Source organism: Sporosarcina sp. Marseille-Q4063 (assembly GCF_018309085.1).
Classification (GTDB): Bacteria; Bacillota; Bacilli; order Bacillales_A; family Planococcaceae; genus Sporosarcina.
Genome location: NZ_CP070502.1, coordinates 792,647 through 806,275, shown reverse-complemented (window position 1 = coordinate 806,275; position 13,629 = coordinate 792,647). Strand labels below are relative to the sequence as shown.

The 13,629-nt window shown below is 38.7% G+C and carries 12 protein-coding genes and 1 riboswitch; of the genes, 7 read left to right on the top strand and 5 right to left on the bottom strand.

Annotated features, from left to right (window positions below; genetic code table 11):
- Positions 1–91: 91 nt before the first annotated feature.
- Positions 92–195: riboswitch (TPP riboswitch) on the bottom strand.
- Positions 196–335: 140 nt separating this feature from the next.
- From JSQ81_RS04095 to JSQ81_RS04080, 4 genes are all read left to right on the top strand, one after another.
- Positions 336–1,487 carry an exonuclease SbcCD subunit D gene (locus JSQ81_RS04095; protein ID WP_212606459.1) on the top strand — a complete coding sequence of 384 codons (1,152 nt, stop codon included), beginning with the start codon at positions 336–338 and terminating at the stop codon, positions 1,485–1,487.
- A gap of 2 nt (positions 1,488–1,489) precedes the next feature.
- On the top strand, positions 1,490–4,579 hold the full coding sequence (locus JSQ81_RS04090) for an AAA family ATPase (RefSeq protein WP_212606458.1): 3,090 nt from the start codon (positions 1,490–1,492) through the stop codon (positions 4,577–4,579).
- A gap of 211 nt (positions 4,580–4,790) precedes the next feature.
- A complete protein-coding gene (brnQ, locus tag JSQ81_RS04085) occupies positions 4,791–6,146 on the top strand; it encodes a branched-chain amino acid transport system II carrier protein (RefSeq protein WP_212606457.1) in 1,356 nt (451 codons plus the stop codon).
- Between the two features lie 515 nt (positions 6,147–6,661).
- The gene (locus tag JSQ81_RS04080) at positions 6,662–7,414 is read left to right on the top strand and encodes a phosphotransferase family protein (RefSeq protein WP_212606456.1); all 753 of its coding nucleotides are present in this window, start codon (positions 6,662–6,664) and stop codon (positions 7,412–7,414) included.
- 149 nt (positions 7,415–7,563) lie between these two features.
- Here JSQ81_RS04080 and JSQ81_RS04075 read toward each other — a convergent pair whose 3' ends face one another.
- The 5 genes from JSQ81_RS04075 to JSQ81_RS04055 are packed head-to-tail and all read right to left on the bottom strand — an operon-like array spanning position 7,564 to position 11,181.
- Positions 7,564–8,226 carry a GntR family transcriptional regulator gene (locus tag JSQ81_RS04075; RefSeq protein ID WP_212606455.1) on the bottom strand — a complete coding sequence of 221 codons (663 nt, stop codon included), beginning with the start codon at positions 8,224–8,226 and terminating at the stop codon, positions 7,564–7,566.
- 60 nt (positions 8,227–8,286) lie between these two features.
- Positions 8,287–8,940, bottom strand: coding sequence for a glyoxalase (locus tag JSQ81_RS04070; protein ID WP_212606454.1), 654 nt, complete (start codon positions 8,938–8,940; stop codon positions 8,287–8,289).
- 5 nt (positions 8,941–8,945) lie between these two features.
- Positions 8,946–9,518, bottom strand: a complete 573-nt coding sequence (locus JSQ81_RS04065; RefSeq protein ID WP_212606453.1) for a VanZ family protein — start codon at positions 9,516–9,518, stop codon at positions 8,946–8,948.
- A gap of 29 nt (positions 9,519–9,547) precedes the next feature.
- Complete coding sequence (locus JSQ81_RS04060; RefSeq protein ID WP_212606452.1) at positions 9,548–10,648, bottom strand: RtcB family protein; 1,101 nt, start codon at positions 10,646–10,648, stop codon at positions 9,548–9,550.
- Between the two features lie 17 nt (positions 10,649–10,665).
- Entirely contained in the window at positions 10,666–11,181 is a 516-nt protein-coding gene (locus JSQ81_RS04055) for a GNAT family N-acetyltransferase (RefSeq protein ID WP_212606451.1), read from the bottom strand.
- 130 nt (positions 11,182–11,311) lie between these two features.
- Between JSQ81_RS04055 and JSQ81_RS04050 the strand changes: the two genes are divergently transcribed.
- The 3 genes from JSQ81_RS04050 to JSQ81_RS04040 all read left to right on the top strand — a co-directional run bounded on the left by JSQ81_RS04050 (position 11,312) and on the right by JSQ81_RS04040 (position 13,615).
- The gene (locus JSQ81_RS04050; protein ID WP_249336626.1) at positions 11,312–12,088 is read left to right on the top strand and encodes a LysM peptidoglycan-binding and 3D domain-containing protein; all 777 of its coding nucleotides are present in this window, start codon (positions 11,312–11,314) and stop codon (positions 12,086–12,088) included.
- A gap of 255 nt (positions 12,089–12,343) precedes the next feature.
- Positions 12,344–12,889 carry a DUF4825 domain-containing protein gene (locus tag JSQ81_RS04045; protein ID WP_212606449.1) on the top strand — a complete coding sequence of 182 codons (546 nt, stop codon included), beginning with the start codon at positions 12,344–12,346 and terminating at the stop codon, positions 12,887–12,889.
- Between the two features lie 3 nt (positions 12,890–12,892).
- Positions 12,893–13,615 (top strand): SDR family NAD(P)-dependent oxidoreductase, encoded by a 723-nt coding sequence (locus JSQ81_RS04040; protein WP_212606448.1) that lies wholly within the window; start codon positions 12,893–12,895, stop codon positions 13,613–13,615.
- The last annotated feature ends 14 nt before the right edge of the window (positions 13,616–13,629 follow it).

Sequence of the window (13,629 nt, the reverse complement as noted above, 5' to 3'; positions counted from 1 at the left end):
AAGAATTTTTCCAATCAAAAAACCCACTCCTTGAAGAAGAAGTGGGTTGTAGACAGTCAAATTTTATCCTCGTAAATAGACGGGTAGAATTTATGCGTCAGCACCTCTTCCTTACGCCAGTATTATCTGGTTCAAGTTGAAAGGGTTTAGGCATTCGCCAGTCTCAGCTCTTTTCGAGCACCCCTAGTGGTGAATATTATGTAATTGGATTCAACTAAGTATAAGCATATAGAAATTAGAAGGTCAAATTATTGGTTGAAAATAGGAGGAAAGGTAGAAGGTATGCCGATTTTCCTGTAAAGTAGTTAGAAAGAGTTACAAAGGGGGAAATAATAATGAAGTTTTTCCATACGGCGGATTGGCATTTGGGTAAGCTTGTTCAAGGCGTTTATATGACTGACGAACAACGGTTTATTCTTAACCAATTCATAGAGGCGATAGAAATAGAGAAGCCTGATGCGATTGTTATTGCTGGTGATTTGTATGACCGGGCAGTTCCGCCAACTGAAGCGGTGGCATTGCTGGATGAAGTGCTCGAGAAAATTGTGATGGAGATGAAAATACCTGTTATTGCAATTGGCGGAAACCATGATAGCCCGGGGCGCCTTCATTTCGGAAGTACGCTTATGCAAAAAAACGGATATTTTATTGCCGGACAAGTATCGAAAGAAATTGAACCGGTCATTTTGCAGGACGAATTCGGCGAAGTCAATTTTCATCTTGTGCCGTTTGCGGATCCATCTGTGATTAAACATCTCCACGCAGATGAAACAATTTCAAATCATCAAGATGCCATGAAGAAGATCACCGATGGAATTTGCGAAAAGATGGATGGTAAAGCGCGTCATGTCTTTGTCGGACATGCTTTTGTCACGCCACACGGGGAAAGTGAAGATAATACGAGTGATTCAGAACGGCCAATCGCTATAGGTGGGGCTGAATACGTTTCGGCGCATTTGTTTGATCAATTCCATTACACGGCGCTCGGTCATTTGCACCAAGCCCATTATGTATTAAATGAAACCATTCGTTACGCAGGTTCTCCGCTTAAGTATTCAATTTCAGAGGAGCATCATAATAAAGGTTTTTTCATTGTTGAATTAGACGCCGAAGGAAATGCCACTGTTGAAAAACGTGAATTGATTCCGAATCGGGATATGCGAACTGTTGAAGGAACGATCGAAGAAATTCAGCAACATCCAATTAGCGAGGATTACGTTTTTGTAAAACTTCTTGATGAGACGCCGGTTTTATTTCCAATGGAAAAGATTCGTTCGGTCTATCCGAATGCGATGCATGTTGAACGGAAGATGATAATGCCGACGGCGAGTATTGATCAAGAGACAAAAACTGAACGCGGCAAGAAAGACGATATCCAACTATTTACTGGATTTTATAAAGAAATGATGGGCGCAGCGGTCGATGAAGAAACGAAAAGCTTATTTGAAGAAGTTCTATATGAAGTCATGAACCGGGAGGAGGGGTGACATTGAAACCAGTTAAATTGACAATGACGGCGTTCGGCCCCTATAAAGGAACCGAAACAGTTGATTTCAGAGAGCTCGAGGACAATCGATTATTCGTTATTTCTGGTGCGACAGGATCCGGGAAAACGACAATTTTTGATGGCATTTGTTTTGCGTTATACGGACAAGCAAGCGGGGAAGACCGGACGGATATCCGTGCGATGCGAAGCGACTTTGCCGATAATGACACGCAAACAACAGTCGAACTAACATTTGCAATTCACAGCCGAATATATCGGATTATGCGACAAATTCCTTATGTGAAAGAAGGAAACAAGACCGAAACTACGGCTAGTTGCGAGTTTTATGAACAAACCGCGAACGGGGAAGTTCCGATAGTCGATCGGCAAATCGTTTCGGAAATCAATAAAAAAGCAGAAGAATTAATCGGCTTTACACAGGCCCAGTTCAGTCAAATCGTCATGTTGCCCCAAGGAGAATTCAGGAAATTCCTTACTTCCGATACGGAAAATAAAGAAACGATTATGCGTAAAATATTCAGAACAGAGCCTTATCGAGAAATTGTTGAGAAGCTCAAAGGCAAGCAACAGGAAGCGAAGGCTATGTTGCAGAATGAAGAACAAAAAAGAACTGGCTTCATAGAACATATCCCTTCATTGTTACCAGAACGAGAATCCACTATTTTTGAAGTGTTAAAAACGGACTATCATAATTCAAATCAAATCGTTGACGGGCTAGAAGAAGAGTTAAAGTATTACAAAGAAAAAACGGTTCATGATCAAAACTTATATGTAACAGCCAATAAAAATCATGCGAAAATGCTGGAGCAATTCCATAAAGCGAAAAATGTTAATGAGCGGTTTGTTGAATTGGAAAATAGAAAGCAACGCTACGCGGAACTTACACAACAAATTCCGGTTTTGGAAAAGAAGTCGAAACAGCTTGGCGATGCAGAGCGCGCATCTTCCATTGAACAAATCGAAGTGCAGTATGCGGAATTGAAAAAAGAAGTTGCAGAAAAGACCAATCGTCTTAAAACAGCATCTGAGCAAGTTAAAGTTCTTTCAGACAAATTAGTGAAAATCGAAAATCAATATCTTGCTGAAGAAGCGAAAAAACCTGAACGAGAAAAAATAACGGAAAGCTTATTCCGTCTAAATGAAACACTTCCAAAAGTGACGGAATTAGCTTCAAAAGAAAAAGCACTTTCGGTTAGTAAGAAGGAACATAACGTAATCCAACTTAAATTAAACGAAACCGCTGAAAAATCAACAGGTGAAGTCGAAAAAGTAACTTTATATAAAAATAGTGTTGAAGAATTAGAAAAACAGCTGATTCCATATGATGAAAAAGTGGATTTGCTGGCAAGCACTACTGAGAAATGCCGTGTCGTTGATGAATTCATTGCAATGAAGCAGCAGGTTTCTACGCTTGAAAAAGAGAAAAGGCAACATGAAGTTGCCTATGAATCGTACCGAAAAAAATACGATGAAATGGCGCAGGATTGGTTAAATAATGAGGCAGCAACATTAGCTGAAATGCTTCACGACGGCGATGATTGTCCTGTATGCGGAAGCCAGGCACACCCGAAGAAAGCGCATCGCGGTGAGATTGCCGTGACGAAAGAAGAGCTTGAAGCGGCAAATAAACAACTGGCGAAAATTGAAAGCAACTATCGAACTGCCGATGCAAACTACCAAAGCGGTCTAAACCAGTTAACGAGAAAAAACGAAGAACTTGTTCGTCTTGAATTAGACGCTGAAACGATTAATGAAACAAGCAGTCAATTGCATGCATTGAAAAGTAATCTGGATGTAGAAGTAAAAGAACTTCGTGAAGCGCGAAATCAGCTTTCCACACTCAAGGAAAAGTTATCCATTCAAAGTAAAGAAACGGATGAATTGCTATTAGCTAAAAATGAATTAGAGCGGGCATTTCTCGAAAGTAGTGCGTCCCTTGAAACAAAACAAGCGTTATTCAATCACACTTTAACTTCAATTCCAGAAGATGTTCGAGAACTAAACGTGTTGGAGCAACGAATACGCGATCTTACTACGCAAAAAAACGAAATGGACCGTGCATGGGAAGCCATACAAAAATTGCGTGAAGAAGGACGAGAGCAATTAACTTCGAGTAAATCTGCAGAGATTCATGCAAAAACGTCTTTATCTGAGGCCGAAGAAAAGAAAGTTAACGCCAAAAAAAGATTCGTTGAAGCCCTGGACAAGTCTGAATTTCCAACCGAAGAAGCTTATCAAGCAGCCCAAATGGATGAGTTATCTCGTACAAGATTGAAAAATGAAATTGATAACTTTAAACAACAATATTATGCTGTACGAGAAGCAATGAAGGAATTAACTAAACAGCTAGAAGGGCAAGAAAAGACGGATTTAAATGCGCTAGAAAAAACGTTGATTGATTTAAAAGCTGCCTATGAAACGGCCTATAAAGAATATAATCGTTCATTGGATTTTGAAAAAACGATTACGAGATTGAAGGATAATATTTACGAATCAACGATTAAAATAGCGAAACTTGATAAAACATATGGCAAGGTTTCAAATCTTTACGACGTTGTTCGAGGTCATAACAATTTGCGATTATCATTCGAACGATATATTCAAATCGAATATTTGGAGCAAATTATTCAATCGGCGAATGAAAGACTTAGGGAAATGTCAAATGGTCAATTCCAATTAATTCGCAGTGATCGCCAAGAAGTTCGGGGGAGACAGAGCGGATTGGGTCTTGATGTATATGATGCTTATACCGGTCAAACGCGTGACGTGAAAACACTTTCCGGGGGAGAGAAATTTAACGCTTCCTTATGTTTAGCGCTTGGAATGGCGGACGTTATTCAAAGTTTCCAAGGCGCGGTATCCATCGATACGATGTTTATCGATGAAGGCTTTGGATCATTAGATGAAGAGTCATTGAATAAAGCGATAGATACATTGATTGATTTGCAAAAATCGGGTCGTGTAATCGGCGTTATTTCACACGTTGAAGAACTAAAAGCCGCATTCCCTGCCATTCTTGAAGTTCAAAAATCAAGAGAAGGTCACAGTAATACTAAGTTTTTATTGAAATAATTTTAAAAATGAAAAAGCCCATTTACAGTCGTAAACAGCTGTAAATGGGCTTTTCTTGTCGAATTTTAATTGATAGGAGAAAATTGGTATATGTTAATTTACACTAACATATTGAATTTTTTCACAAAGGGGGGTAGTATAGAAATCAGCGATATATCGCAGCGATATATTGCATATATCAAAGCTGCAAAATTTAGGGGGAACTTACATCATGAAAACGAAACTCAATTTCTCATCATATCTTCTCATTGGCGTTATGTTATTCGCATTATTCTTTGGCGCAGGGAATCTGATCTTTCCAGCTGAACTTGGACAATATGCAGGAAAAAATCTTTGGCCTGCTATAATAGGATTTTTAATAACGGGCGTAGGATTGCCTTTCCTCGGAATTCTTGCGATGGGCTTTTCGGGAAGTCGTAATTTACAAGACCTAGCGAGCAGAGTCCACCCGCTATATGCAGTCATATTCACATCGCTTTTATATTTAACAATCGGGCCATTCTTTGCGGCTCCGCGTACAGGAGCCGTTGCATTTGATATCGGCATTGCGCCATTTATAGGCGAAGGAAATATGAAGATTGCATTAATCATCTTTACTTTAATATTTTTTGGAGTTACCTTATGGCTATCATTGAATCCGGCTAAAATTGTTGACCGTGTAGGTAAATATCTTTCACCGGGAATTATAATTTTACTTCTTGTGATGCTTGTCATGGTTATCGTGAAGCCGATGGGCGCTATCGGAGCACCGCAGGATGCTTATGTTAGCGGGCCGTTTATGAAAGGTTTTACGGAAGGTTATAATACGATGGATGCGCTGGCGTCTCTTGTATTCGGAATCATTGTCATAAACGCGATTCGCGCGATGGGCGTTACGAATAAACGAGAGATTCTTACGGCTACAGCAAAATCCGGTGCGGTTGCGACAGCTTTCCTTGCAATTCTTTATGTTGGAATAGCATACTTGGGAGCGACTAGTACCGGGGTTCTCGGGTTTATGGAAAATGGGGGACCGGTTCTGAGTGGTGCATCGACGCATTACATGGGAACATTCGGATCAGTTGTTCTCGGTGTTATTATTATTCTGGCATGTTTGACGACGAGTATCGGGTTAATGACGGCTTGTGGTGAGTACTTCCATACGCTGTTCCCGAAAATCAGTTATAAAGTGTTTGTTACGTTTTTCACTACATTTTGTTTCGTTGTTGCGAATTTTGGATTATCGAATATTATTACGTATTCCATTCCAGTATTGATGTTCCTATATCCGCTTGCAGTAGTTTTAATGTTACTGACGTTTACATCGTCGTTGTTTAATCATTCACGTGTCGTGTATATTGCAGCGACTGCTGTCGCATTCATGATCAGTGTCATTGATGGATTAAAAACGCTTTGTGCATTGTTGGAGATAGAAAATTTCGCTTGGATGAATCCGATTATTAAATTCTATAAGCAAGTATTGCCGATGTATGATGAAGGTTTAGGTTGGTTACTACCTGTATTGGCAATCATGTTAGTTACTGGGGTGCTTGTCCGGTTGGTTAGAACTTCTACGGTGCATGCTTAATATACTCAAAATAGAAAAGTCTGAGAGGGATGAAATTATTCCTCTCAGACTTTTTATTTATTAATTGCGTAGTTCCGAGATTTACTTAAACTGAACAATTCGTTATTCACGTATTTCTATATTATTTGGACCGTTGATCTCCGTTACGGGCGGACGCTTTCCTGCGGGCGAGCGCCAAGTCTCCTCGTCGCTCCTGCGGGGTCTCGGCTGTCTCGCTAATTCCGCGGGAGTCGCCACCCTGCACTCCGATCAACTAATTTCATTAAAATGGGGAAATCAAAAAATAGACTCACTTAAACATCAAAGTATCCCTACAATAAACTAAATTCGAAGGGGTTTTGAGGTCATTTAAGTGTGTCGGAAAATCTAAATTTATATGTGAATCTATTGATATTGTTGGTAAACTAGAATCAAAGTATTTTTCTTATGGAAATAATGAAGCAGGTTAGAGAAAGAAGATTTAAACAAGTTTTGTTGAAAACATATCTAGAATATAGTGTAAGGAGAGAAAGCCAGTGAATTTAGGCACCCCAATAGCAATAGGAAATACAGCTAAAATTTATCTTTATGAAGATAAAATTTTCAAAGTGTTTAACGACTATCTGCCTAAAACGGAATCTTTTTACGAAGCAAATAAGCAAAGACTTGCCTACTTCCATGGTCTTAATGTTCCTAAAATATTGAATCTTACAGATATAGATGGAAAACAGGCTATAATAATGGAATATATTAAAGGTAGAACAATAGGTGATATCCTGTCTGAAAATATGGATCAAGCTGAACATTTCATGAGTGTATCTATTGATATCCAACAAAAAATTCATATGGTTGTTGCTGATTCGCTTGAACCGATGATTGAAAAATTAAGACGTCAAATTGAAACGACTAGTAAATTGGAAGAACGGCATAAATCTCTATTAATACAAAAACTGGACTCAATGACATTTGAGAATAGACTTTGTCATGGAGATTTCCATCTTTTTAATTTGATTATTGCAGACAATGGCAAAGTGACAATTATAGATTGGGTAGATTCAAGTGCGGGGGATATTCGTGCTGATATTTATCGGACATACCTTTTGTATTCACAGTTTTCTGTAGAGTTAGCAGAAATGTATTTGCAACTATATTTGGAGAAAAGTGGTTTATCAAAGGAAGAAGTTTTTCAATGGGCTCCAATTATTGCAGGGGCAAGATTATCTGAAATTGTATCATCGGAAAAGTCTCAACGTCTAATAGATATAATAAATCACTATTGTCCACTATAATTTACATTTCAACTTGGTCTTCAATAAGGATGAAATATTTCGTTTCTTTAAAACGAGAAAAACGCTGAATATTAATATTCAGCGTTTTTTATCGTCCAGGCTTCTCACTGGAGGCAAGCACCAGTGAGGAACGTTTAAGTATCCCTATTTCATTCAGCATTGAGCAAACGAAATTTTTCAATCGCACGTAACCAGTTTTTGCGCATTAATGTTGAAACACTTTCTACGTCTCGATCTCGCATTAATTTAATAATGTCATTATGTTCATCGATTGAACTGCTTGTTAAGACGATTGAGTTATGGAAAAATAATCTTCGAACATGTGCTTGAAGTGAGTCCACTATTGAAAAGATATATGGATTATCTGCCGCGTCAACGATGATTTGGTGGAACTCTTCGTCGATCTTCAAAGCAGAAAAGTAATCCTCGGACTTAATCGCTTTAGCAAAACGGCTATTTGTATCTTCGAGTAGGGTTAACTGTTCTTCGGTCAGATTAGGGATAGCCAGTTCCGCGGATAATGCTTGTAGTGCAGCGAGAGGCGGTAGTAAATCTTTAATCGATTCTTTCTCGACCGCTGTCACTTGCGTTGCTTTCCCCGGGAACATTTCCACGAAGCCTTGCACTTCTAAAAGTTGCAGTGATTCACGGACAGGCGTCCTGCTGATTCCTAACGCTTTTGCAAGTTCGGTATCATAAAGCTTTTCGCCTGGATGCAATGTCCCGTCAATAATCCATTGTTGAATTTGATTAAAAGCGGTTTCTTTCGCTGTCTTTCGTTTCGGTTTTGAGTAATCAGAAGGTATCGGCATTTTTTATCACCATCCAGTTTAGACATTTCTTATAGTATACAGCTAAATTAGTCAAACTATCTACCTATTTGAGATTAATCCTTTTTCATCAATTAAAATCGAATGACCATTAACAAGCTCAATCTCCAGCGGACATACTTCACTAATCTTATCGGAAAAGTACCATCTTCTCTTCGGTGGAACTAGAATTATAAAAGTATCACCTTCACCTAGAAAGTTCAGTGAGTCCAGTTCGATCGGGTTATTGTTACGGCTTATCACGCCGAATTCTTGTAGTTTCATTGCTGCCTCACGTACATCAGGAGTCGTTATGCTCATTTCACTAATATTCATCAAAGAATCAGGCGTGAAATCACCGGCGCGGATTTTCGTTCTTCGCCCAATAAATTCAACGACATTTCCAGCTGGATCATCAAAGTAAATCGCGTCAGCGTCAAAACTCTTATAATAAACTTCATCTTTGTCATCCTCGCGGTTCAGCTCGACCCGTGCTTGTAACCATTTTTTCGTTTCTGCCATAAGATTCCCTGGAATATTGAAGGCAAAATGATAGGCGGCAGGTAGGTGACTCTCTTTAAAAGTTAAAGTAGAACTTCCAATTTGTAATGAGAAACTGTCATCGCCTACATCAATTAAAGGCATCTCTAAAATATTTTGATGAAAACTTTTCAACTTGTTCAATTGATTCGTATACAATGTAACGGCTTTAAACATTTTAATCACCTCTTAAATTTCTTAGTTAGTCGTGGATGTTTTTTATTCAAAATATAATAAAATCCATAACCAAGGATACCACCCAATGTATTCAGCCATAAGTCATCGATATCACTACTACGAACCTGTGATAGTTGAGTCACTTCGATAAACAGCGACGTCGCCAAGCCAATTAAAGCCGCTTTCCAAAATCGGTTGAACTTGCCCCATAATAATGGGACAAGAAATCCAATTGGCATGAAAATGCAAATGTTTCCCAAGAAGTTAATGATAAACGGCTGCCAATAATTAAGCTCAGTTATGGCGTAATAATTATCTAGAAAAACTCGAAAGGGGACAAGGTTGATATTTGAAAATGAACGAGTGACAACTGGCCCCGTATAGAAGCGCGTCATTATAGTTTGCGAAAACAAAGCAATCATGAATAAACAAAAAATAACGACGCCGACTTCATGAGGTAAATTAAACTTATCAAACTTGCGGATTTTATTATAGATATAACGGTAAATAATAATACCGGGCATCGCAATTATCATATAAGGAAGCATTTCCGAAATATATCCCAAAATTGCAGTCAAAAAGCTCACCTAACTCTTTTTAAATTTAATTACCTGCTCGCTTTGAAATTATATAGAGGTTTAATAACCTCTAATACATCAACCGTATCCCCAATATGCTTCAATATATCATCCATCTTTTTATAGGCGAAAGGGGACTCATCGACAGTTGACTTAGTAACAGAGGTGCTCCAAACGTCTTTCATCGTGTCTTCAAAATCCGCTAAGTTTACTTCGCGTCTAGCTTGTGAACGGCTCATAATTCTACCGGCGCCATGCGGACCAGAAAAGTTCCAATCCGGGTTTCCTTTACCGCGGCAAATGAGCGATCCATCACGCATATTCATCGGGATAATGACAACTTCGCCTTCCTGCGCAGAAATAGCGCCTTTTCGTAGAATCATATTCTCGATGTCGACGTAGTTATGAATCGTGTCGAATTCAGATACTGTATTCCAATCCATGCCTCTCATAATGACTTCCGCCATCGTTTTTCGGTTCAACGCCGCGTATTGCTGAGCGATATTCACGTCATGCAAGTAATTCTGCATGTTCTCTCCCTTGAGATAAGCCATATCTCTTGTTACGTTCGGATCTTGATTTGTATCAATCGCCACTTGTTGATAGTGATCCGAAATTTGTTTACCGGGATTACGGCTGCCGGAATGAATGACCAAGTAAACGCTGTTGGCTTCACCCTCATTTATTTCGATAAAGTGATTTCCACCGCCAAGTGTTCCGATACTTCCTCGAGCTCTTCCTTCATTAATAGGCGCAATAATTTCGTCGTATGGAATTTCCGATGCATTGTGGTGAGCTTTTCTTCGGATGTTCATCCCGCTCGGCACATTTCGACGAATCACTTTATCTAGTTTGTTGAAATCGATATCTTCTTTTGTCACGTCCAATTTGATGCAAATCATTCCGCAACCAAGATCGACGCCTACAAAGTTCGGGACAATTTTATCTTTAATCGTCATTGTCGTGCCGATTGTGCAACCTTTTCCGGCATGCAAGTCGGGCATCATTCGAATTTTTGCGTCCTGTAGAAATTCTTGATTGCATAAATCATAAACTTGTTGCTTAGCACTGTCCTCGATTTCATCTGTAAAAACGATTGCCGTATTATGCCTTCCTTTAATTTCAATCATTGATAAACCCTCTTTCTTTAAATTTGTCTTTTGTATTTCAGTGAAATATCTTGATCATCTTCTGTAGTTCCGTACGCTAACTCTTCGTGTTGAAAGATAAACCCGCGTGCTTCGTAGAAGGGGATGCCGTAATAATTTCCTTTTGCGACAGCAACCCATTGTTCAGTAGCCCCGTATGAATGCTTTTGTACTTTAGTGAAAAAGTTGAGTAATCGTGTCCCGACGCCTAAACCACGATAATTTGGGTCCATATAAAAAACATAAATTTCACCTGCCGTACTGTTAATCATACCACCTCCGATGACACCGATAACTTTTCCAGCCTTCTCAGCAAGGAAATAACCACTCCATTTATCGCTGATCAGCATGATTTCACTCTTAATCCTTTGTTCATTGTAATACTGGTCGACCAAGTTTTGGATATAACTTTTTGAATAAAGGTGCTTATACGTAAACCATTGACTTTCGACTAATACCGACGTGACGGCTTTGGTGTCATATAGCGTTGCTTGTCGAATAACTAGATTATCCAAGAATATTCATCGCCTCCCCCTTGTAATACTCCGGCTGATATTTGTAACTAGAAAAATGGCGTTCTGTAATATGCCTGTAATTTGGGACTGTTAATATGAGCATAGACTAAAAAGCTAGGAGATGAAGTTTTTGAAAAAGATTTTTACAATGTTTGTTGTTTCTGCAGGCTTGGTGACATTTGGTGCGAGTGAAAGCTCGGCATCATCCTCAACATATACGATTGAAAAAGGAGATACATTATCCGAAATTGCCGTTTCGCATAATGTAAGCGTAGGTGACTTATATGAATGGAATGATTTACAGTCAACTGTCATCTATCCAAACCAGAAGCTTACTATTTCGGAAGCAAAAGAAGCAAAACAATATACGATTAAAAAAGGTGATACATTATATAAAATCGCCAACATGTATAACGTTTCAGTTGCAGACTTAATGGCAAAGAATAATTTGATATCAACCATTATTTATCCGAACCAAAAGCTACAAGTGGATTCGATTGGGAGCCCGGCTAAAACATCAACTGCAAAGGCTACAGAAACACCAGCGAAAAAAACCGCAGTAACGAAAGCGAGCAAAAAAGTCGATACACCATCCCGTTCAACTTCGGAAAAAGCAACAAAAGAATTTACCGTGACAGCAACTGCCTATACAGCTTATTGTAACGGATGTTCAGGAATAACAAAAACGGGTATTAATTTAAAACAAAATCCAGACTTGAAAGTAATCGCAGTCGATCCATCGGTCATCCCGCTTGGAACTAAGGTCCATGTAGAAGGTTATGGTTATGCAATTGCCGGAGATATTGGCGGTGCCATAAAAGGAAATAAAATCGATGTTTTCATCCCGACACAAAGCGAAGCGCTTAATTGGGGACGGAAAGATGTTAAAATAAAAATTCTTGATTAATAAATAGGAAAAGCTTGTTAGCCATTTTTGGTTAACAAGCTTTTTTTGTTTATTTTTTCCTAGAATACTAGTTATAATTCACCAGTACTTTGCTAAAATATTCTTGCAATTGTGAATATAAACAACTACAATTTCATAGAATAGTTGTTTTTTATATTGTAAAAACATATAGTAGAAAAAGAGAATTTCTTTTCTGTAATGAAAATGATATACTTGTAACAATTGAAATAAACTTGTTGGAAAAGTGGTGAAGAAATGGATAAACGTAGACTTATGTTAATCCTTGTAGTACTAATTGGGGTTCCGTTATTTATTTGGATTCAGTTTTTTGAGGTGCCGAACAAGGTTAAAATTGGTGAAGACAAAATGCAACAGGATCCTTTAACACATGATTTTGAAAAAGTAACGTCATATGAAAATCCGTATATGGGTGATGCTTCAAATGTGGGGGGGCTATTTAGTGCCTTGCCGTTAAATAACTATAGAGGTCCATTAGAAATGGATCCGGAAAAGTTTACACTTATCGTTGAATATAATTTGGATTCGGATGTATCGGCAGAAATGGTTAAGCAAGCGATAGTATATAATACGACAGCTGCCTTTACACTTATCGGAAATTTACAAGAAATAAAATTGCTATTTGGTGATGAATCATATATTGTGACACGTGAGAATGTTGAAAAGTGGTTTGGCACGACATTGGTTGATTTTAAAGATCCAAAAATATTTAAGGAAAAAGTACAAAAAAACTTGACCGATGATATTAATAAATGGGTATCGGCTTATACGGAAGGGGACTAATTTGTGGATGTCGTTATTGTAACAGGGGCGTCAAAAGGTATTGGTCATGAACTTCGAGAGCAATTACAGGCGGCGGGGAAGAGAGTGATTGGGATTGCAAGAACTGTTCCCCAGGATGCGACAAATTTTGTACCTGCAGATCTTGCAAAAACAAATCTTCTAGAGGGCATCCTCACATCAATTATTGATGAAAATAGTGAGACTGCTACATCTTTTACACTCATTAATAACGCAGGTATTGTAGACCCAATCGGTTTGGTCGGTAATTTAAATGCAGTTGAAATCGAAAAGTCGATTGCTGTTAATTTAACTGCACCGATCATTCTATCAAATACGTTTATTGAAAAGTTGCGAGATGTGCAAGTACCAAAACGAATCCTGAACATTTCTTCTGGTGCTGGACGGAATCCTTACGAAGGATGGGGCGCATATTGTACAACGAAAGCGGGACTCGACCATTTTTCACGGGTTGTCGCAATGGAACAAGCCAATGAACAGTATCCAGTAGAAATTGTTTCAATCGCGCCAGGTATTATTGACACGGATATGCAGAGAACAATTCGTTCTAGTGACGAAGGGGCTTTTCCGCTTCTTGATCAGTTCATTACATACAAAGAACAAGGCATACTGAGTAGCGCAAAAGAAACAGCCGAAAAGCTTTTTGCAGTTTTGGAACATGCAGATTTCAAATCTATTGGTCCGATTGCAGACGTACGAAAATTATAAAAGGTAGGTGTCCG